This window comes from Acinetobacter brisouii CIP 110357 (assembly GCF_000488275.1).
Lineage (GTDB): Bacteria > Pseudomonadota > Gammaproteobacteria > Pseudomonadales > Moraxellaceae > Acinetobacter > Acinetobacter brisouii.
Window position 1 is genome coordinate 28643 of record NZ_KI530766.1, and the last position, 21428, is coordinate 50070.

The 21428-nt window shown below is 38.7% G+C and carries 19 protein-coding genes; 14 read left to right on the forward strand and 5 right to left on the reverse strand.

Annotation, left to right across the window (positions count from 1 at the left end; genetic code table 11):
* Positions 1–64 precede the first annotated feature (64 nt).
* The 5 genes from P255_RS14475 (at position 65) to P255_RS14495 (ending at position 5545) form a co-directional block, all read left to right on the forward strand.
* Positions 65–460: a hypothetical protein gene (locus P255_RS14475; protein ID WP_004902106.1), complete on the forward strand. Its 396-nt coding sequence runs from the start codon at positions 65–67 to the stop codon at positions 458–460.
* Positions 461–741: 281 nt separating this feature from the next.
* The gene (locus P255_RS14480) at positions 742–2544 is read left to right on the forward strand and encodes an acyl-CoA dehydrogenase C-terminal domain-containing protein (RefSeq protein WP_004902109.1); all 1803 of its coding nucleotides are present in this window, start codon (positions 742–744) and stop codon (positions 2542–2544) included.
* Between the two features lie 134 nt (positions 2545–2678).
* Positions 2679–4457, forward strand: a complete 1779-nt coding sequence (locus tag P255_RS14485) for an acyl-CoA dehydrogenase C-terminal domain-containing protein (RefSeq protein WP_004902111.1) — start codon at positions 2679–2681, stop codon at positions 4455–4457.
* 108 nt (positions 4458–4565) lie between these two features.
* Positions 4566–5051 (forward strand): phosphate-starvation-inducible protein PsiE, encoded by a 486-nt coding sequence (locus P255_RS14490; RefSeq protein ID WP_004902113.1) that lies wholly within the window; start codon positions 4566–4568, stop codon positions 5049–5051.
* A gap of 47 nt (positions 5052–5098) precedes the next feature.
* The gene (locus P255_RS14495) at positions 5099–5545 is read left to right on the forward strand and encodes a hypothetical protein (RefSeq protein WP_004902115.1); all 447 of its coding nucleotides are present in this window, start codon (positions 5099–5101) and stop codon (positions 5543–5545) included.
* Positions 5546–5762: 217 nt separating this feature from the next.
* On the opposite strand, the gene P255_RS14500 is transcribed toward P255_RS14495, so the two are convergent.
* Both P255_RS14500 and znuD read right to left on the reverse strand, forming a co-directional pair.
* On the reverse strand, positions 5763–7226 hold the full coding sequence (locus P255_RS14500) for a phospholipase D family protein (RefSeq protein ID WP_004902116.1): 1464 nt from the start codon (positions 7224–7226) through the stop codon (positions 5763–5765).
* A 103-nt stretch (positions 7227–7329) separates the two neighbouring features.
* Positions 7330–9345 carry a zinc piracy TonB-dependent receptor ZnuD gene (gene znuD, locus P255_RS14505; RefSeq protein ID WP_004902118.1) on the reverse strand — a complete coding sequence of 672 codons (2016 nt, stop codon included), beginning with the start codon at positions 9343–9345 and terminating at the stop codon, positions 7330–7332.
* A 121-nt stretch (positions 9346–9466) separates the two neighbouring features.
* Here znuD and P255_RS14510 point away from each other — a divergent pair, with 121 nt between their 5' ends.
* From P255_RS14510 to P255_RS14535, 6 genes are all read left to right on the forward strand, one after another.
* Entirely contained in the window at positions 9467–10240 is a 774-nt protein-coding gene (locus P255_RS14510; protein WP_004902120.1) for a DUF4184 family protein, read from the forward strand.
* Positions 10241–10372: 132 nt separating this feature from the next.
* A complete protein-coding gene (aspS, locus tag P255_RS14515; RefSeq protein ID WP_004902122.1) occupies positions 10373–12160 on the forward strand; it encodes an aspartate--tRNA ligase in 1788 nt (595 codons plus the stop codon).
* Between the two features lie 312 nt (positions 12161–12472).
* A complete protein-coding gene (locus P255_RS14520) occupies positions 12473–13357 on the forward strand; it encodes a lysophospholipid acyltransferase family protein (protein WP_004902124.1) in 885 nt (294 codons plus the stop codon).
* 151 nt (positions 13358–13508) lie between these two features.
* Entirely contained in the window at positions 13509–13727 is a 219-nt protein-coding gene (locus P255_RS14525; RefSeq protein WP_004902125.1) for a hypothetical protein, read from the forward strand.
* Between the two features lie 42 nt (positions 13728–13769).
* Entirely contained in the window at positions 13770–14819 is a 1050-nt protein-coding gene (locus tag P255_RS14530) for a glycosyltransferase family protein (RefSeq protein WP_004902127.1), read from the forward strand.
* An 85-nt stretch (positions 14820–14904) separates the two neighbouring features.
* Positions 14905–15834 (forward strand): glycosyltransferase family 8 protein, encoded by a 930-nt coding sequence (locus tag P255_RS14535; RefSeq protein WP_004902129.1) that lies wholly within the window; start codon positions 14905–14907, stop codon positions 15832–15834.
* A gap of 88 nt (positions 15835–15922) precedes the next feature.
* Here the strand turns inward: P255_RS14535 and P255_RS14540 are convergent, their stop codons facing one another.
* The 3 genes from P255_RS14540 to P255_RS15670 all read right to left on the reverse strand — a co-directional run bounded on the left by P255_RS14540 (position 15923) and on the right by P255_RS15670 (position 18367).
* A complete protein-coding gene (locus P255_RS14540) occupies positions 15923–16771 on the reverse strand; it encodes a glycosyltransferase family 2 protein (protein WP_004902131.1) in 849 nt (282 codons plus the stop codon).
* Between the two features lie 110 nt (positions 16772–16881).
* On the reverse strand, positions 16882–17946 hold the full coding sequence (locus tag P255_RS14545) for a glycosyltransferase family 4 protein (protein ID WP_004902133.1): 1065 nt from the start codon (positions 17944–17946) through the stop codon (positions 16882–16884).
* A 241-nt stretch (positions 17947–18187) separates the two neighbouring features.
* Complete coding sequence (locus P255_RS15670) at positions 18188–18367, reverse strand: hypothetical protein (protein ID WP_051065280.1); 180 nt, start codon at positions 18365–18367, stop codon at positions 18188–18190.
* A 408-nt stretch (positions 18368–18775) separates the two neighbouring features.
* Between P255_RS15670 and P255_RS14555 the strand changes: the two genes are divergently transcribed.
* The 3 genes from P255_RS14555 to rffA are packed head-to-tail and all read left to right on the forward strand — an operon-like array spanning position 18776 to position 21428.
* Entirely contained in the window at positions 18776–19699 is a 924-nt protein-coding gene (locus tag P255_RS14555; protein WP_004902141.1) for a hypothetical protein, read from the forward strand.
* A 39-nt stretch (positions 19700–19738) separates the two neighbouring features.
* Positions 19739–20308, forward strand: coding sequence for an acyltransferase (locus P255_RS14560; RefSeq protein ID WP_004902142.1), 570 nt, complete (start codon positions 19739–19741; stop codon positions 20306–20308).
* On the forward strand, positions 20295–21428 hold the full coding sequence (gene rffA, locus P255_RS14565; protein WP_004902143.1) for a dTDP-4-amino-4,6-dideoxygalactose transaminase: 1134 nt from the start codon (positions 20295–20297) through the stop codon (positions 21426–21428). The genes P255_RS14560 and rffA overlap by 14 nt, the downstream gene beginning before the upstream one ends.

Genomic DNA, 21428 nt, shown 5'->3' on the forward strand with positions numbered 1-21428 from the left:
TTGGTTGGTTAAAGTTAACACAGTAAAGTTTTTTAACTCTCGTATACAAAAAAAGGACAATAAAATGAAACGATTCGCCAAAGTTGCTTTAGTAAGTGTTACGTTGCTCAGTATGGGAACGTTAACCGCTTGTCAATCCATGATGCAACACCATGATCCTGCTGGTATGCAAGCAGGCTCGGAAGAACCACACCATCACCATCACTGGCAACATCATATGTCAGAACAGGAAATGGCAAAACATCAAGCGGCACTTGAACAATTTAAACAAGCATGTAACAACCAAACTGTTGGTGCTAAAGTTCAGGTCAAACTTGAAGATAAAACCATTACAGGTACATGCGAACTACGCTTTAAACCCGATATGAATAAAGACCATCCAATGTATCCGGCAAATATGAATAAAGATCATTCAATGTATCCGGCAAATATGCCCATGTCTGCACCTGCGACAAAATAAATCACCACAAACAAAAACGGCAGATCATATTGGTCTGCCGTTTTTGTTTGTCACTCAGCCGATTGGCTAAACGCACATTAAATTATTATATAAAATCAATATTATTCAATATTTTATTATAGTAAATTCAATTTAATTTGACTTTATAGTCACATAGATTCCACGATTCCACTCTTGTCGAACACTGCAACTTGTTGCACGATGTAATCCATACAAAGTGCTGGGAAAGGCACATTTTAAAGACATAAAACTGGGGTTTGCCAGTACAAGAGGATATGATCATGCCACAATACAAAGCACCTTTACGTGATATGCAATTTGTCTTGCATGAGTTGCTACATGCCGAGCAGCACTATGCCAAATTGCCTGCATTTCAAGATACGGTGAGCCGTGAATTGATTGATCAATATTTAGAGGCTGCCGCAGATTTTTGTGAAAATGAACTGTCTCCACTCAACCAAATTGGTGATCGTGAAGGCTGTACATGGCATGATGGTGTTGTGACAACCCCAACAGGATTTAAAGAAGCCTATCAAAAATATATTGAACTGGGCTTTCCTTCCCTTTCAGCAGAAGAACAATACGGCGGTCAGGGTTTGCCAAACTCGCTAGCCACTGTCATTTCAGAAATGGTCGGCAGCTCCAACTGGGCATGGGGCATGTACCCTGGCCTGTCACATGGTGCTGTACGTACCATTGAAGACCACGGTTCAGACGAACAAAAAAATACCTATTTACCAAAACTGGTTTCAGGTGAATGGACAGGTACCATGTGCCTGACCGAATCACATGCAGGTTCAGACCTCGGGATTATTCGCAGTAAAGCCGAACCAAATACCGATGGCAGCTATGCCATTTCAGGAGAGAAAATCTTTATCTCCGCGGGTGAACACGATATGGCTGAAAATATCGTGCATATCGTACTAGCACGCTTACCCAATGCACCGAAAGGCACCAAAGGGATTTCACTGTTTATTGTGCCAAAATTCCATGTCAACGCTGATGGGTCTTTAGGTCAACGCAACAATGTCCGTTGCGGCTCAATCGAACATAAAATGGGTATCCATGGCAATGCCACCTGTGTCTTGAATTTTGACAAAGCTACAGGCTACCTGATTGGCCCTGAAAACCGCGGTCTGAACTGTATGTTCACTTTTATGAACACGGCACGTATTGGTACAGCGGTACAAGGGTTAGCTGCTTCTGAGTCATCCTTCCAAGGGGCACTGGTGTATGCCAAAGAGCGCCTAGCAATGCGCGCGCTTTCTGGGGCAAAACAACCTGAAAAAGAAGCCGACCCGATTATTGTACATCCTGCGGTACGCAACATGCTCTTGACCCAAAAAGCTTTTGCTGAAGGTGGTCGTGCCCTTGTTTATTTACTGTCTCAATATGCCGATTTGGTAGAACGTGCTGCAACGAGCGAAGAACGTGAATTTGCCGACAATATCTTGTCTTTGCTCACACCAATTGCCAAAGCTTTCTTGACCGAAACAGGCTATGAAGCGGCCAACAAAGGCGTTCAGGTATTTGGTGGGCATGGTTTTATTGCCGAACATGGCATGGAACAAATCGTACGTGATACCCGTATTGCCTGTTTGTATGAAGGTACAACCGAAATTCAGGCACTGGATTTGCTTGGTCGTAAAGTGCTACAAACCAAAGGTGCATTGCTACGCGATTTCACCAAAATCATTTATGACTTTACTCAAGAGCAAGCAAACAACACTGAATTGCAAGAGCTGATTGGTACGCTTGCAAGCCTGAATAAAGAATGGGGACAACTCACCAACCGTATTGGTGAACGTGCCAGCCAAAACCCTGAAGAAGTCGGTGCGGCGGCTGTTGACTATCTGTTCTTTGCAGGCTATGTGACCTTGGCTTACTTATGGGCACGCATGGCGGTGGTTGCTCAGCAACAACTGGCTCAAGGCGCAAGCGAAGTTGAATTTTACAAAGCCAAAATCACCACCGCGCAATTCTACTTCAAGAAAGTCTTACCACGCGTACATGGACATATTGCCGTGATTGCAGGCGGCTTAGAACCTCTCATGAGTCTGGATGCCGAACACTTTGCATTCTAATGCACAGAAAAAAGGCTGCCACTGTGCAGCCTTTTTTATGAAATGTCTTGCAACGATATTCTGGTGGCGATACACAATCCATCACTATAAAAATTGCTAGAGTTAAAACAAACACAAAAAACAGGTGAACAACAATGCCAATCTATAATGCCCCACTTGCCGATATGCGGTTTATTTTAAATGAGGTCTTTGACGCAGAACAGTTTTGGCAAAGCAATGAAAAGCTGGCACATTTAGATGCTGCAACTGCCGAGGCAATTTTAGAAGAAATGGCGAAATTTGCCAAAAATATCACCCTGCCACTCAACCGTAGCGGTGATGAACAAGGCGCTCGCTATGCCGATGGCAAAGTGTCTACGCCAGAAGGTTTTCAAGCCGCATTTCAACAATATGCCGAAGGTGGCTGGATTGGTTTAAGTGCCGATGAAGAATGGGGCGGTCAAAGCATGCCAAAAATGCTGACTGTACTTTCAGATGAAATGATTTTTGCCACCAACCCTGCCTTTATGCTGTATCCACTACTCTCTGTAGGTGCAGGTATGGCGCTCAGCAGCTATGGCTCACAACAGCAAAAAGAAACCTATTTGCCAAAAATCTATTCGGGTGAATGGTCAGGCACCATGTGCTTAACCGAACCACATGCTGGCACGGATTTGGGGATCATTAAAACCAAAGCTGAACCTAATGCTGATGGTAGTTACAACATCACGGGTACCAAGATTTTCATTACCGGTGGCGACCACGACCTCACGAAAAACATCATTCACCTTGTTTTGGCCAAAACCCCAAATGCACCTGCGGGTTCACGCGGGATTTCACTGTTTATTGTGCCGAAATATCTGGTCAATCAAGATGGATATTTGGGCGAGCGTAATCATGTTGCGCCAGGTTCCATCGAACATAAAATGGGCATTAAAGCGTCAGCCACCTGTGTCATGAACTTCGATGCTGCCAAAGGCTTTTTGGTCGGCAAAGAAAATGAAGGTTTGGCTGCAATGTTCGTGATGATGAACTATGAGCGTTTGTCGATGGGGATTCAGGGTTTAGGTGCTTCCGAGTTTGCCTACCAAAATGCCGCGCAATACGCCACAGACCGACTACAAGGTCGCAGTGACACAGGCATTAAAAATCCCGACAAACCTGCAGACAGTATTTTGGTACATGGTGATGTACGCCGCATGTTACTCAATGCCCGTGCCAACAACGAAGCCTCACGTGCCTTTGCGGTCTATGTGGGACAACAGCTCGACATTACCAAGTTTTCAACCGATGCCGAAGCTGTCCGCAAAGCCAATAACCGTGTTGCCCTGCTCACCCCAATTGCCAAAGCGTATTTAACCGATACTGCCTTTAATGCCGTACTCGATGCCCAAATGTGTTTTGGTGGACATGGTTATATCGCTGAATGGGGCATGGAACAATGTGTGCGTGATCTGCGGATTGCCCAGATTTATGAGGGAACCAATGGTATTCAGTCCCAAGATTTAATCGGTCGTAAGGTCATTAAAAACAACGGCGAATTCTTATATGAATATATTGAAGAAATCCGTAATTTTGTACATGACCTCGATATCGAGCTTAATTTTATAAAAGACTTTACACTCGATGCATGTCTTGAAGTTGAAGCCATCACCCAACGCGTAATTGAACAAGCCCAAGAAGACCCAGACTTTGCCAGTGCCGTTGCGGTTGATTATTTGCATGTAGTCGGTCTACTCAGCTTTGCCTATATGTTTGCCAAAATTGCGGATGTGGCACAGCAAAAACAAGGCGAGTTTTATGCCAACAAACTGCGTCTTGCCCAGTATTATATTGACAAAGTTTTACCTGAACTCAACAGCCGTTTTGCCAAAATCAATGCGGGTTCAAGCGTGATGATGCAATTTGAGCCTGTATACTTCACGCAACAATAATCTGCTGCAGATTTAAAAAATGCCTGTTTATCAGGCATTTTTTTATTTTGTTATAGTTTTTGCATGATACTCTCGTAATCTAAATATAGATCGCAATGGTGTCATCTCATGCCCACCCCAAAAAATAAGACCGATCAAGTTCAACCATTCCTAGATCGTATTGGTCATCTAGCGGTTGAGAGTTTTCATTATCTGGCCTTGTTTATTATTGGCTGTATGATTGCATGGTCAGCAGTGCATACCACTATTGGTATTTTTACTGAAAAAAACTACGCCAGTATTGATGATATTTTACTGTTATTTATCTATTTGGAACTTGGAGCAATGGTCGGAATTTATTTTAAAACCAACCATATGCCTGTGCGTTTCCTGATTTATGTTGCGATTACTGCCCTAACCCGCCTGCTGATTTCCGTGATTCAGCACGACCATAAAGCATCGATGGATTTACTGATTGTGACAGGTTCGATTTTGATTCTGGCAGTGGCGGTTTTTATTGTGCGTTATGCTTCCTGGCATTATCCATCAGCAATTAAAGAAAAAAATGAAACTGTCAGTAAAAAACTACAGCCTCAGGATGATGAACTGGCATAATAATTGTCAGATATATTGATCGAATGAAATAAAGAGAGCTGAGGAAAGTGTCTAATTTAAATTTTGAACGTCTAGAGCAATTTTTTGCCAAAGTTCCAAGTGTGCAAACCAGCCGTATTGTGGGGCATGGTGATGATGGACAACATGCGTGGTGGTTTAAGTTTTTTATTGATGTTGAGCATCCTTTAGCTTGGCAAACCGTACAGGAACTTGGACATGTTTTGAATTACTTGTCCACCAATGAGCGTTTGCCAACCCAGTTTCTTCCTGTATCTCCACCACCGTATATGAATGGTGAAGCCAAAGACTTTCTGGCATGGGTGATTCAGTGCAACCATCCCGAGTTTTCACCTGACGTGGTTTGTGACTGGCTTGAGGCACGCTTACCCAACCCTGTTGATGATGAAAGTCAGTGGAAAATCAAAACGGATTTAAGCGAAATCGAATCACTGGATGACAAAGCACTTGACCAACTCATTCCACCTCAAAGCTAAAGTTAATAGACTTCCTTCATAATTATCTACACCCTCTTTATTTGTCTCCGATAGGGCGAAATAAAAAGGACTTATGAAAGAAGCCTAATGATTTAAAATACAAAAAAAGAGAGATATATAACCTCTCTTTTTTATATTAGTTTAAATTTGCGTCTTGCATTACAGCCTGTTTATTTTCTGCTATAGGCAGAAATACAGGAGATTGGAAGTCTAAACTTTAGAATGTCGATAACCCTGACCATTCCATAAAACGATATAAGGCATATTTCAGCTTCGAGCTATCTGCATACTTGCTGTAGTCCACACTGATTTGACGACCATTCAGGTTTTCCCAAGCCGTATTAAAATAACGCTGTGCATCCACAAACACAGGGGTCTGTGTCGCACCAATCACACGCAAATCAGTTTCCAGATTGTAGTTTTTCAAATTGCGTGCAGTAAAATTGGCTGAGCCAAGTAACAACTCAGATTGCGTCGCATTGTGCTTTAACAGCATTTTAGTGTGAGCCTGCTCACCATGTGTATCATTCCAACGGATCTGAATCCCCGCATCATGTAATTCTGCCGCAACTTCACGGTTTGGAATTCCATTTTTCTTTAAACCAAAAGCGTCTTTATTTGGATCGAGTAACACGCGAATCTGTACGCCACGGCGTTTGGCTTGTTTCAAAGCATCAATAATTTTGCGTTCTGACAAGTAAAACATCGCCAGATCAATATGATCTTGTGGTTTCGCGGTATTGATCATGTTCAGTGCTGCCCGATAAATCGCAGCTTCGGTAAGTACCTGAACCTGTGGCAGATGTTTTGCACCTTCTTGTTGCCCAATAATCACGACACCCATGTCCCCTTGAGACATTTCTGCCACGGGTTGTTCAGAGTTTAAAATATCGACAGCAACAGGACCTGACACCAGTAAAGCGACATTGTCATGATATGAACTACCATCGTGTGGGTTAGCCGAGGTCACCAGACCTTTCCAGCCCTGATCGGTATCCACCACAATCGTTTTACGATGATTGGCTTTAAAATTCAGCAAGTTTAAATAACTTCGCAACGTCACTTTGCCCTGACCAAATGGATTTGGTAACCAGCCTGCTTGCGGATTATTCCCCAAACCTTGACAGCACAAATACCAAAAACCTGACCATACAGGATTAGGTGTTCGTAGCGGTGTGAGATTGGTTTCAATCACATCAACACCCGCCTGACGCAACTTGCGATAGTGTTCAGGCGCAAGCCCTCCATACACCGAGTTAATCGGGTCGGTAATGACTTTAATTTCGATATTTGGAGATTGAATACGCTTTCTAATCAGCGCTTGTGTGAGCTCTTGTGTCAAATGTCGTTGAGGCTTCGCATTTTCACCCATTTCGTCATTAAATAAAAACATATCAATGACAATCGTGGTCTTGGCCTGCTCAACCAAACTCAGCATTTGATTAAAAATACGCTGATCTTGTTGTACTTTTCCTGTTGCATCAACATACGTTTCGTCGGCAAAAAACTGCACATCGGCATGGTGCAATGCGCCCGTATAGTCAATCCCGCGTGGCAACGGTTTGACCGTATGGTACACCGCAGAAGACGCATAGCCAATAAAGAAAATACCAGCAAGTAACCCTGCATAATGGCGGGGAGACCATTGTAACTTATCATGAATTTTGTGAAATATACGCATAAAAATAAACCTAGCCCAATAAGGTCAGGCTAGGTTCTCTCTCAGATTTTTTCAAGAGTAATTTCGTGATGGGAAGCACTCCTGTCACGAATTCGGCAGCAACTTAGAAGTTAAAATCCACACCAACGGTAAAGTTACGTCCCACTTGTGGCACATTGGCAAGGAACGATTCATGCTGATAGACTTTGGCATCGAGCAAGTTGTTGGCTTGAGCATATAAACGATAGCCTGTTTTCAGGTTAACTTGTCCTGTATAGGCCAAACCCAGATTCAACATGTTGTAGCCTTTGGTGGCAGTTTCATAATTGGCGATATCATCCTGATTAAATACATGATAATACTCTGCTGTTGCTGAGTAGCCATCACCAAAGTCTGCTTTGAAACGTGTCCCTAAACGTCCGCCTGGAATACGTGGTGCATTACCTTGATTATCGAGTTTACCACGCACATAGTCACCAAACAGACCTGCATTCCATACAGGTGAAAACTGATAGCTCAAGTCTGCGTCAACGCCATAAAAACGCGCCTGTGCCTGACTATATTGAATCAAACGAAAATCCTGATATTGGTCGAGCGTTTTGGCATAAATAAAGTTATCAAACCAGTTTTGGAACACACTAACGTTATATTTCAAACGGTCATTGTTAAAGTGCAGCCCCAATTCAAGGTTATTGGATTTCTCTTTATTTAAATTGTCATTCCCCAATTCATAGGTATTGGTCGCCATATGCTTGCCATCAGAATATAACTCCTGAGCAACGGGTAAGCGTTCTTGATGCGATGCTGTCAGTGACAGTTTATAGTTTGGAATAAATTCCCAACTGGTTGAGCCTGCAAGCGAATAGGCTGTACCACTGTAGTCTTTTTGGGTGGAATCAATATTGATATTTTGTTGGTCAATCCGCGATGACACTTCAAAATTCAGATTATTGAGCCGCTTTTGTTGCAACGCAAATAAGCTGTATTTTTTGGTGGTGTTCGGATTCATCAACGATTCATCACCATTGATACTGAGTTTTTGCTGGGTAAACTGTGTGCCAATTTGCCCTGCCCAGCCTGCCCATGGGTTGTTGCTCAAGGTAATGCGTGCATCTGTACCTTTACTGCTAAACCGAGTGTCTGGAGTATCACCCGCCATTTCGGTATGTTGATAATCGGTATAATTGGCTTGAGCCGACAATTTGTTAAAACCTGCAAATGGATCTTTCAACTCAGTTTTAATGTCGTAGCGTTTTTCTTTTAAATTAATCCAGCCTTGTGCATCATCCCCACCAGCGACTGCTGTACCGCAACCGACTAAGCTGTTGCCGCTGCGCTCACAGGTACTATAAAGTTCGTTATCGGCAGGAATACCATATTGATCATGACGCTGGCTAAAGGAAATTCCTGTGTATCCGCGGTCATAAATCCACGACAGACCCACATTGTAGTCTTTGGAATCGGCAAAAGTGCTGTCCTGACGACGATCTTCGCTTTGTAAATCTTTTGGCAAGATATAGTTATTGGCATCGCGTTTTAAGCCACCCAAACGCAGCGCAAACTGGTCACCTAACCCAATCGTGGCATTGCCAGAATACAGCAGTTCATCACTCCCTGAGTTATAGCGCACGCCTGCACGACCACTATAGCCGCCTTCAGGCATTTTCGCTGGAATCTTGTCATCCACCACATTGATCAAACCACCGACAGACCCCGCAGCATATAACAAGGCTTCTGGACCTTTAAGAATCTGTATTTCCTGCGCCGAATTTGGGTCAACTGTTACCGCATGGTCAGGTGACACACTTGATACATCTAGGGCATCTCCACCATTTTGGGTAATTTTGACACGTGCCCCATCTTGTCCACGAATCACAGGTCGGCTCACCCCGCCCGTGTACTGTGCCGAATAGACCCCCGCCTGACCATTCAAGGCATTACCAATCGTGGTTGCACCTTCAATCAAGGTTTTCTGATCGACAACAACATCCCCAGCGGTTGAATTTACTTTTGGTTTTTTGGTGACATGAACCTGAATGGTCGGTAAATCGCTTTCTTCCACAGGTGCATCTTGTGCCATGACGTGTTGAATCGCCAGCGATAAAATGGAAAGAGCAAACACATGTTTCTTAAAAGGCATTGTAGGCATCCAGTGCTAAATTTGTTGTTATATTATAACGTATCGAGTTATTTGCAAGACGCATTCGTGCTTTATCCAGAATTCCGTTAAAATTTTACTTTTCAATTCCTAAATTATCGTTATGGCATTTACTGTGTCGCACATGTTGTTTGCACCTGCGATCTATCGGCTCAGTCAGCGGCAGTTTCCACTTGCTGCAACAGGCATTGGTTGTATGACCCCAGACCTGTTTCGCCTATTTACCCAACAGAACATAATGATCAGTCATTTATGGCAAGGTCTGATTTTCCCTGACCTATTGATTGGTCTATTGTTTTCGGGGTTATGGTATGGTTTGTACCGTCCTGTGATTTTTACAGGTTTGGGGCTCATCGCGCCTCGTCCTCAATACGGTATCAAATTTTTCATAAGCACTATTTTTGCGATTTTACTGGGAACAATCAGTCATTTCTTTTGGGACAGCTTCACCCATCTAGACGTCCGCACGTGGTTTGCACACGATTTTTTACAACAGCAAGTTGAAATTTTTAAACAACATAGTTACCCGCTGCATTACATCTTACAAATCAGTACATCTTTGCTCGCTTTGCCTTGGCTATGGATGTGGTCAAAGCATTACATTGCCAAATATCGGCAAAACTCCAGATTCCCCCCGTTCGCTCAACGACAATTTTTACAGCGTTTATCTGCTTGCGCTCTACTTTGTGGCATTGGCATGCTGAGTGTTTATCTGTCGCATCATTTTGAGTTTGGGGAAAATAACGACGAACTAATCGGACGGAGTTTTAAAGCCTTTGTACAAGGTTGGTTGCTGTGTTTTAGCATCGGTTGTGGCTTGTTTTTATGGAAATATTCACAAATTCAACCTGCTAAAAAATCGTTCCCTCAGCCTTAAGTCGTCTTGGCGATGGTTTTTTCGCACTAAACCTTGAGCAACATGACCTAAAAGGGCATAATCGCTGATTGATTCGCGGTACGCTGTTTACGTATACGCTCCTATTGCCAATATAGTTTGGATTTAAAAAACATGATGCGAACTCATTACTGCGGTTCTTTAACCGAAGCCCAAATTGACCAAACCGTGACCCTCTGCGGTTGGGTACACCGTCGTCGCGATCACGGTGGTGTGATCTTCCTTGATATGCGTGACCGTGATGGTCTTGTGCAAGTGGTTATTGACCCAGATACTCCTGAAGCTTTCGCAACAGCAGATAAAGCACGTTCTGAATTTGTATTAAAAATTACAGGTCGTGTACGCCGCCGTTATGCAGGCACAGAAAATGCCAATATGGTGAGCGGTCAAATCGAAGTCTTGGGTAAAGAAATTGAAGTTCTTGCGACTTCTGAAACACCTCCATTCCCACTGAATGACGAAAACACCAATATTTCTGAAGAAATTCGTTTGAAATACCGTTTCTTGGACATCCGTCGTCCTGAAATGCTAGATCGTTTACGTTTCCGTTCTAAAGTCACCAACCTGATCCGTAACTACTTCGAAGATCACGGTTTCCTAGACGTTGAAACACCGATCTTGACTCGTGCAACCCCAGAAGGTGCGCGCGACTACTTAGTTCCAAGCCGTGTTTCAAATGGTAGCTTCTACGCACTTCCACAATCTCCACAATTGTTCAAACAGTTGTTGATGGTCGGTGGTATTGACCGTTATTACCAAATCGCAAAATGTTTCCGTGACGAAGACTTGCGTGCAGACCGTCAGCCTGAATTTACCCAAATCGACGTTGAAACATCGTTCATGAGTGACGATGACATCATGGATTTGATGGAAGGCTTAACAGTTAAAATGTTCAAAGAATTGTTGAATGTTCAATTCGACAAATTTGAACGTATGACCTATGCCGATGCAATGCGTGACTATGCATCTGACAAACCAGATATGCGTATTCCATTGAAACTGGTTGACGTTGCAGACTTGATGCAAGACGTTGAATTCAAGGTTTTTGCAGGCCCTGCTAAAGATCCTAAAGGTCGTATTGTGGCTTTACGCGTTCCAGGTGCAGGTTCACTTCCACGTAGTGCTATCGACGAATACACCAAATTCGTAAGCATTTACGGTGCAAAAGGCTTGGCTTACATCAAAGTCAACGAACTTGAAAAAGGCATCGAAGGTCTTCAATCTCCAATCGTGAAATTCATCGAGCCAATCGTGCTTGATTTGTTGAAACGTGTTGGTGCTGAAAATGGCGACATCGTATTCTTCGGTGCAGACAAAGCCAAAGTTGTAAATGATGCAATGGGCGCACTTCGTGTGAAAATTGGTCATGACCTTAAACTTGCAACTTGCGAGTGGGCACCACTTTGGGTTGTTGATTTCCCAATGTTCGAAGAAACTGACGATGGCAAATGGACGTCTGTTCACCATCCATTCACGCTACCAAAATCTTCTGTTGAAGAAGTTAAAAACAACCCAGGCGAAGCATTGTCTGTAGCGTATGACATGGTCTTGAACGGTACTGAAATCGGTGGTGGTTCACTTCGTATCTATACTTTAGAAATGCAAAAAGCCATTTTTGAAGCGTTGGGTATTAGCGAAGAAGAAGCCGAAGAAAAATTCAGCTTCTTGTTAAATGCATTGAAATATGGTGCACCTCCGCACGGTGGTTTGGCATTTGGTTTAGACCGTCTAGTTATGCTCATGACTGGCGCTTCTTCAATTCGTGATGTGATTGCATTCCCGAAAACCAAAACTGCTGAATGTCCATTGACTCAAGCACCTGCACCAGTTGAAGCAAATCAATTGCGTGATTTAGGTATTCGTTTACGTGAAAAACCAAAAGCTGAAGCGAAAGAAGCTTAATCTTTGACTTCGCTAAAAAAACCCTGCCTTGTGCAGGGTTTTTTCTTTGAATCCATAGAAATTCTTCTTAAAAAATGTCACTTTTAACAATCGGTTTTCAAATTTCCTTTTGAATTTTTCCCCAATCAGGCTTACAGTACGCAGCGATAGTCTATATTCTGCTGCAACGGCTCTTGCCCTAATTATTCTATTGATCAATTTATTTTGTTTTTAAGATGCTCATCTCTTTTTGATTTTATCTATCTTAGATTTTAAGTTTCTTTGCAAAATTTTCTCTCACCATATCTTTAAAAAAGATTCTTGAGTCAAAATATGGCTATTTATTTATTACTCAAATTTATTGCAATTTTTCCACTGTCATTTTTACAAAAAATCGCGACTTTAGCGGCTTATATTCTCTTCCACACCAACTCATCCATCAAACGGATTAGCACAATTAATCTACAGTTGGCTTATCCAGAACTTGAGCAGACTGCTCTACAAGAACGTATTCGCCTGAGTATTCAAAGCCAATGTCTAACGTATATCGAGTTTGTGAAATGCTGGGGAATGCCACCTCAGTATAGCCTTGACTTGCTCAAGAATGTTCATGGTGCAGATCTGTTAGAAAAGGCTTTAGCCAATAAAAAAGGCGTCATTGTAGTTATTCCTCATTTTGGTTGCTGGGAACTCTTAAATGCATGGCTAAACATATATACACAACCGATGATTATGTATAAACCCAGCAAAACCAAGGGAATGAATCGTTATATTTTGGATGCACGCCAAAAATTTAATGCGACCTTAGTACCAACAGATAAAGTAGGCATACGCCAAATTTTTAAACATCTAAAACAGGGTGGTCTGACCGTGGTTTTGCCCGATCATTTGCCCAAACCATCTGGTGGAATTTACTCTCAGTTTTTTCAACAAAATACATTATCAGCCACACTGGTATCTAAAATGGCGGCTCAGACTCAATGTAATGTGATCGGGTTAAGCTGTATCCGTAATAGTGAACTGTCGAATTTTGATGTGCATTGCACCGAATTACCGCAAACGATTCTCTCGAAAGATTTACAGCAGTCTGTCGATAGTTTGAATCTCACGATGCAAGAAATGGTTAATCTCGCCCCCGAACAATACATCTGGTCATACAAACGTTTCAGAAATTGTTATGGCAATATTAATATTTATCGAAAGCAATCAATTACTTAAATTTTAGTGCATAGATCTGGTGATTGATAAACTCAGCTAGAAATTGATATGAATCTGTATTGCTTTGAGGCGATTATTTTTATTCATTTGAGCTCAATTCTTAACAGTGGCATAATATCCACTGTTTTTGTGTTGATAGATGAGCAACCTTATGGCTATGCGTCCTGAAGTCCGTCGCCGTTCGTTGGTGATTATTGTGTTTTCGTTAGTCCAATGGGGCATTATGAACTACATCATTCATAATCAGCTCATGAACTTTACCACTTATCAGCGTATTTTGTATTTCTGTTTCAGTAGTTTATCTGCGGCCCTACTTATTTTCTGTGCACTTATTTATATGGTGCTCAAGGGTAATGCGGATAATCAGTAAAATCTCGATTCTTGTTCATCTTCTTATTATGGAACAGTAACATTGCGCCATTCATCTTTAAAAATCTTGCATATTGCAAATTTCAAAACTGACAATAATGGCTCAATGTTTTACAACACCGATGCCAAGATTCAACATGGTTTAATTGAGCTTGGACACTATGTGCATGCTTTTGACTATAAATACATGGTCAGAAAAAGTAACATTTTCAATACCACTTCCCTTTCTCATAAAAAAACACATCAACAACTGATTGAACTTTGTCAAAATGTTCACTTTGACCTGATTTTAATTGGGCATATCCATTTACCAAAAGAATTACTCAAGCAACTTAAAGCGATTAACCACGCCAGAGTTGCCATGTGGTTTGTTGATCCAATCAATGAACCTCACCGTCTTGACCATTTCAAAGAAATGCACAGTGAAGTCGATCATGTCTTTGTCACAACGGCAGGTCAGCATTTACAGAATCTATCTGAAGTTTGTGATCATCCTGTGTTTGCATTTACGCCAAACCTGAGTTTACATTCGATTGAATACGCGCGTGAAGACTGGCTCAAATTTGACTATGACTGTATTTTCTGTGGTTCAAATAGCAAATATCCTGAACGTGAGCAATTTATTAGCCATTTAACCGAGCAGCTTCCAGAGTTCAGATTTAAGCTCGGTGCATGTTTAGGACAACCATCTTTATTTGGGCATGAATATCAAGCGGCTGTCCGCAACAGTTTAATGGGCATTAACTACTCAAAATATAATGATATTTATATGTATAGTAGTGACCGTCTTGCTCAGCTTACAGGAATGGGGTGTCTAGTCTTTACCGCCCAAACACCAGGTCTGGCAGAATTATTCCCTGAAGATAGCGTCGTATATTTTCAAGATACTTCTGATTTACTTGAGAAATTAAAATACTATCAGCAACACCCTGAAAAGGCTGTTGAAATTGCACAGCGTGGTTATACACTTGCACATTCAATTTTTGAAGCCAAGTATATTCTGCAACAATGGTTAAATTTGATTGATCAGCAGCCATTAAATTCTCCTTGGCAAAAAGAAATTTATCAGCAAGGTAACAGAATGATCAACTGATTCTCAAAGTCATTGGATCTGCTATAAATAATGGCAGATTTAAAAATTTTCAAACCAGATTAAGATATAGAGTAATGAATGTCTCATGAACAAATTTAATGATTTTGTCAGCAAAACATATACATTATCAAATGCGCAGGATAACTTTGTTCCAAACATAAATATTGCATTTGCAATTGATAAGAATTATTTAAAGCCTTGTGGAATCACACTTTATTCAATTACAAAAAACAACTCTGATATTAATATTGATTTTCATATTTTCACAACTTTTTTTGACCCTAAAGGGTATCAAGATATATTAGAAAAAAATAATAATATTAGAATTCATGTTTATATATTAAACACTCAATTTTATGACAATTTGCAAGTTAATGGTCATTTCACAACTGCTATCTATTATCGTCTATCAATTGCAAGTATTTTAAAAGATAAACTAGATAATTTTTGGTATCTTGATGCTGACATTTTATGTGTTGACAGTATAAAAGGCATGCTTTCCATAGATATAAATAATTATGTTTTAGCTGCGGTACAAGATAAATGTATGAAACCTGATTACATCAAAAGTATTGGTTTAAACTCTAACAACAAATACTTCAACTCAGGTGTTTTATTTATCAATGTCAAAGCATGGAATGATTTTCAGGTTTTTGAAAAATTTAACCAACTTATTTCTAAACGTGATTATAAATTTCCTGACCAAGATGTGCTGAATATCTTGTTAGCAAATAAAGTAAACTTTATTGATGAAAAATTTAACTTTTTTACTCAAGAAAAAATAGACCCTGTACTGATACATTTTGTCAGTTCTCCAAAGCCATGGAGTGTCGCTGCCTCACATAGTGCAAAATATTTAGAATACTACTACCAGTCACCATGGAAAGATCAACCTTTAGATGCGCCAAGAAACTCTAAAGAGGCAAAAAAATATGCCAAGATCTTATGGAATAAAAATCAATTTTTAAATTGTATAAAATGGTACCTTGTCTATATTTACAAAAAAATATTTTAATTTATACATATTAATGCAATGTGATGTATACGAAACATCATCGTATACATCATACAAAATAAAAACTTAGTTTTATAAAAGCATCATCTTATTCACATCTTGGATGTTTCCCTTTTAAAAATGTTCTTATTATCAATAATGCTTCTTTAAATTTAAACTTGATTAGTTTTTTAGCAACTAATTTTATAAATTTAGTATTTCTTTTAAATGCATTTTTACTATAATGCTTCATTGTTAAAATATTATCATAAAGATACTCTTTCTCTCTCCAATAAGGCATTTCTTTTTCTGATATTGAAAGAGAATGATTTAAGTAACTAGTTGATGAAATCAAAAAAATATCACCTTTCTTACTACATGCATTTAAATTACGAAAAAAAGCTGTATCCACCCCATAAAATGCATAATGTGAATCAAAAACCTCTTTTTGTTTTTTTTCAAAAAAATATTTAATGTTTTTTGAAATAATTAAACCAGAGCCTATAGAAAAGATATTTTCAGAAGTGATATTTTTTTGTTTTTCAACGAGAATTTTACCATCGATACGTGGATAATAAATTTCCCTATCAATAATTGAACGTATTTTAGGTAATTCAACATCTATATCTTTCAGATTAAATAAAACATCCTGATAGTGCTCATTGATTTCAGTATCATCATCAAATAATACATAATAATCAGCATCATAATCTTGAATAAAATCGTTATAAATCCAGCTAAGCGGTTTATTTTGTAATTCATTTTTTAGGTCAACACGGTGATGGATTTGATGCAACTTTTTGATCATTTCATCATCAATAATGTAATTTGGCCCATTATTCACAATAAGCAAATAATCAAGAGAGTATTTAAAATTAACCAAATCCTTAATCGTCAAAGATTGTTCTAGCGTTTTCCCATATACCACAACAACTAATGCAATCTTTTTATCTGGCATTATAGAATTACTCCAAAAATAAAATCTTATGCGCTAACATTCAAAATTAAATAAAAAAATAATTTTCTAAAACATATTGAGAATCTTAGAAATAGACATTTAGTTATTCATCAGCTATAAAATTCATAAACCTCATTCACAAATGCATTATGCTTTTTGGCAATCTGCTCAAAACAATATTTTTCTAATGCCTCTTTTTTGCCTTGCTGAGCGAACTTTAAAGCTTCATCTGGATGTTGAATCAAGTATTCAATACCATCCGCAAGACTTTGTGCATCATCAGCTTTGGCACACCAAGCATTAATTCCATGCTTTGCTGTTTGACGAATCCCGATGTCATCCGTAGTGATCAGGGTTTTACCCCATGCAAAGGCATCTAAAATACCAATCCCCTGAATCTCAGTAATTGATGGCAGCGCCACAATATCGGCATTTTGCAATAATGCAATTTTATCTTCGCCTCCAATCCACCCTGGGAATTCAACTTTATCAGCTAAACCCAATCTTTGTGCTTGTGCCTTGCACTGTTCTAACATTTCACCTTGTCCTGCCAAAACTGCATGAAATGGTAAGCCTTTATTATTAAGAATTGCTAAAGCATCAATTAGCACATGAACACCTTTATTGGGTACCATACGCGTTAACATCACAATGTTTGGTGGTTGCTTAATTAACCGTGGCTCAGCAGTAACTTTTGGTAGATATGTTAAATTTGAAATCACTTGCTGTGGTTTTGCATCACGCTCTTCAGGCGTTTGGCGCTTTTGCACCAGCTCTTGTACATACGGCGTAATATGAATAAATGCATCTGCACGTAAGGTACGTTTGACGTTATGGCTGTGGTTGACTGCAATCACTGGAATTTTTTTCGACATTCCCAGCATGGCATTTTTAAATAACCAGACAGCCTTACCACTATGGGCAATAATCACATCTGGTTGTTGCTGCTCGATGAACTTACGAATTTTTAATGCCGCAGTGACACTATAAAAACCTTTATTCGGAATCACTGTGATTGGCCATTCACCACTTTTGAGATGCTGATTTTCAGTACCACGCAGCAAAACCACTTCATGTCCAAAACTTTTTAAGGTATTTGCAATATCAAGCATTGCCTGCCAACGGCCACCCGTTGCATCACCATAAACGGCATTTATGATTTTTAGTTTTTTCAAGGGAATAACCTTTCTTTTAGCAGTTTTGCCAATTGTTTACTCGGTTCATATTTTAATGGTTTCAGCTTATCTTCGCTATCATTAATCTGACTTAACTGAGCTATAGGCGAAATATAGATAAAATAATCCACTTCAAAACGCTTCAATAGATTTCCGAATTACTCGTCGGGCTGTCCATGTTCAGGCAAATAATCAATCACAGGACGTACGGCGAAAACACTTCCCATCAGTATAGTCATACTTACTGCTCAACATGTGGATGCCCAGAGCGCCATCGCTTGCCATGATATTGTTCCAAGGTTGCCTGACTTAGAGGTATCGGTGACACAAGTAAGCTAATAAATGGTTTTGGCAAATCTGGTTCGAGTACCAATATTGTATCAAGCCATTCAAGCTCTTGTATTTTTTGATTAATTATCATTTTCTATCATATTTAAAAAGAATGTTTTGATAGCAAATAAGTTATTGAGCTTCTATCAAAGCACGATTGATTCCATTATAATCACCAAGCCGATTCGATTTCCTATGGTTAATAATATAGAAATTCAATCTCATCTCCATCAGACTCTGCATTTTTTAACACTTTTTACTTCTACCATTTCTATATATTTATGAAAACAGGTTACAAACATACAAAATATATTTTTTAGAAAAACTCAGTTTTAATTTATTTTTTCTGACAGCATATGACAACATTCATAATACAAAATTTACCAGTTAATCAAATATATATAATTTCCACATTCTCTATCAGTCATATATCCTTAACAATATTAGCTTGAAATAAAATATACAACCATGCTATATTTTATCTATTAAAATCTTAATTATGTCTATTAATGTAATGCTATTTTTTATATATGCTCCCTCTTATGATGATAATAGTGGCGGTTCGATTGCACTGCATCGACTTTGTCATATAATTAATAAATCTAGTGACCATAATGCATATCTAGTTCCTTTCGGATATAGAAAAAATGATTTTTTAAAAAAAATTAAAGCATATTTAAAAGGAAATATTAAAAAACCTAAAAACTACAAAAAAAATCCAAATTGGGATACCCCCATATGGAATAAAATAAATATCCCAAGTACAGGAGTGGTTATTTACCCTGAAATCACGGAAAATAATCCTTTAGAAATAAAAAATGTAGTAAGGTGGCTCTTGCATCAACCAGGTTTTCATACTGGTCAAATTAATTATGGAGAGAATGAGCTTTATTTTAAGTTTAATTCTGCTATCAAAGATTTTAAAAATAAAAATTCATTTCTATCTAAAAATGAATTAAAAGTTATTTATTACCCAATTGACATTTACAACGCTACAAACACAACAGCTAGAGATATTGAATCATGCTATATGGTAAGAAAAGGAGATTATAAAAAATTTATTCATGATGAAAATAGCATACAATTAGATGGAAAAACCCACACAGAAATATCTGTTATATTTCGTAGAGCTAAAAGATTTATTTGTTATGATGATTACACAGCATATTCTATATTCGCTATTTTATGTGGGTGTGAATCAATTGTTGTACCAGGAGAAAATGTTTCTATAGACTCTTGGTATCCAAATGAAAGTGATAGATTTGGTATAGCTTATGGAATTACTGAGAACCAATTAGAGTGGGCAAGATCAACTCAACATAAAGTCCTTGAGCACGTAATTAATGAGCATAAAAAAACTGAGGAAAGAGTTTTATTGTGTTTACAAGAAATTGAGGAATTTTTTAATGCTGCTCCTAAATAACATTTTTATTTTGCTAATATTATAGGAGAGATAAGTTATATGGCATACTTATCAATAGAGCAATTGACAAATATGGGTTTTAAATCCTTAGGTGAAAATGTAAAAATTAGCGATAAAGCTTCAATTTATGACTGTTCAGAAATTGAAATTGGTGATAATTCTCGAATTGATGATTTTTGTGTAATATCTGGAAAAATTAAAATTGGTCGAAATGTTCATGTTGCTCCATTTTGCCTAATAGCTGGTGGCGAAAAAGGAATTATTATGGAAGATTTTTCTGGTTTAGCTTATAAAGTACAAGTATTTAGCCAATCAGATGATTATTCTGGTAACAGCTTAACAAACCCTACAATTCCAACCCGATATAAAAGAGAGATTAAAAAAGAAGTAATTATTGGAAAGCATGTCATAGTTGGTGCTGGCTCTATTATATTCCCAGGAGTGCATTTAAAAGAAGGTTGTTCAGTAGGTGCAATGACATTAGTTAACAAGAGCACTAATCCATGGGGAATATATATTGGAAACCCTGCCAAGCGAATTAAAGACAGAAAACAAAATTTATTAATTTTAGAGAAAGAGTACCTTAAGGATAGTAATGATTCCATTTAATAAACCACCATATACTGGAAGTGAAACCCAATATGTAATGGATGCTATGCAAAGCACAAAAATTTCAGGTGATGGATTCTACAGTCGAAAGTGTCAGCAGTGGTTTGAAGATAATCTGTCATGCAAAAAAACTTTATTAACTCCATCTTGCACACATGCTTTGGAATTAGCTGCAATATTGATTGATGTACAATCTGGCGATGAAATTATCATGCCAAGCTACACTTTTGTGAGTACAGCAAATGCCTTTGTGCTCCGTGGTGCTAAAATCGTATTTGTTGATATTCGCCCTGATACAATGAATATTGATGAAGACAAAATTGAATCTGCTATTACTAATAAAACCAAAGCTATTGTTCCAGTTCATTATGCAGGTGTTGCTTGTGAAATGGATAAGATTATGTCTCTGGCAGAAAAATATAATTTATATGTAATAGAAGATGCAGCTCAAGGAATGATGTCTTCATACAAAAATAAAAAGCTCGGTACAATAGGAGATTTAGCTGCTTATAGCTTCCATGAAACTAAGAATTATACGAGCGGTGGAGAAGGTGGTTTATTATTAATTAATGATTCCAAATTCATTGACCGTGCTGAAATTATTAGAGAAAAAGGGACAAATCGTAGCCAGTTTTTTAGAGGCATGGTAGACAAATACACATGGTGTGATATTGGCAGCAGCTATTTACCTAGTGAGTTACAAGCTGCATACTTGTGGGGTCAGCTAGAAAATGTTGATCTAATTAATCAAAATAGATTAGAAAGCTGGAATTTTTATTTTAATGGGTTAAAGCAACTAGAAAATGATAACCTGATTCAATTACCCCAAATACCTAACGATTGTAAACATAATGCGCATATGTTTTATATCAAATTAAATAACTTAAAAGTCCGAACAGAACTAATTGAATACCTAAAAGAAAAAAATATAGGTGCAGTATTTCATTATGTTCCACTACATACCTCACCATTTGGGTCTAAACACAGTATTTTTCATGGAATAGATTATTTTACAACTATTGAAAGTGAAAAATTGATTAGATTACCCTTATGGTATGGTCTAGAGAAAAAGGATATTTTGTTCATTATTGAAGCAATATATAATTTTTTTCAAAAATAA

What these genes read in the sequence shown, in the direction of transcription:
- znuD (WP_004902118.1), bottom strand. Translation starts at nt 9,345, where the DNA reads ATGCCTTTTAAGAAACATGTGTTTGCTCTTTCCATTTTATCGCTGGCG.
- P255_RS14560 (WP_004902142.1), top strand. Translation starts at nt 19,739, where the DNA reads ATGGCATACTTATCAATAGAGCAATTGACAAATATGGGTTTTAAATCC.
- P255_RS14475 (WP_004902106.1), top strand. Translation starts at nt 65, where the DNA reads ATGAAACGATTCGCCAAAGTTGCTTTAGTAAGTGTTACGTTGCTCAGT.
- P255_RS14555 (WP_004902141.1), top strand. Translation starts at nt 18,776, where the DNA reads ATGTCTATTAATGTAATGCTATTTTTTATATATGCTCCCTCTTATGAT.
- P255_RS14490 (WP_004902113.1), top strand. Translation starts at nt 4,566, where the DNA reads ATGCCCACCCCAAAAAATAAGACCGATCAAGTTCAACCATTCCTAGAT.
- rffA (WP_004902143.1), top strand. Translation starts at nt 20,295, where the DNA reads ATGATTCCATTTAATAAACCACCATATACTGGAAGTGAAACCCAATAT.
- P255_RS14535 (WP_004902129.1), top strand. Translation starts at nt 14,905, where the DNA reads ATGAACAAATTTAATGATTTTGTCAGCAAAACATATACATTATCAAAT.
- P255_RS14520 (WP_004902124.1), top strand. Translation starts at nt 12,473, where the DNA reads ATGGCTATTTATTTATTACTCAAATTTATTGCAATTTTTCCACTGTCA.
- P255_RS14510 (WP_004902120.1), top strand. Translation starts at nt 9,467, where the DNA reads ATGGCATTTACTGTGTCGCACATGTTGTTTGCACCTGCGATCTATCGG.
- aspS (WP_004902122.1), top strand. Translation starts at nt 10,373, where the DNA reads ATGATGCGAACTCATTACTGCGGTTCTTTAACCGAAGCCCAAATTGAC.
- P255_RS14525 (WP_004902125.1), top strand. Translation starts at nt 13,509, where the DNA reads ATGGCTATGCGTCCTGAAGTCCGTCGCCGTTCGTTGGTGATTATTGTG.
- P255_RS15670 (WP_051065280.1), bottom strand. Translation starts at nt 18,367, where the DNA reads ATGATAATTAATCAAAAAATACAAGAGCTTGAATGGCTTGATACAATA.
- P255_RS14480 (WP_004902109.1), top strand. Translation starts at nt 742, where the DNA reads ATGCCACAATACAAAGCACCTTTACGTGATATGCAATTTGTCTTGCAT.
- P255_RS14485 (WP_004902111.1), top strand. Translation starts at nt 2,679, where the DNA reads ATGCCAATCTATAATGCCCCACTTGCCGATATGCGGTTTATTTTAAAT.
- P255_RS14500 (WP_004902116.1), bottom strand. Translation starts at nt 7,226, where the DNA reads ATGCGTATATTTCACAAAATTCATGATAAGTTACAATGGTCTCCCCGC.
- P255_RS14540 (WP_004902131.1), bottom strand. Translation starts at nt 16,771, where the DNA reads ATGCCAGATAAAAAGATTGCATTAGTTGTTGTGGTATATGGGAAAACG.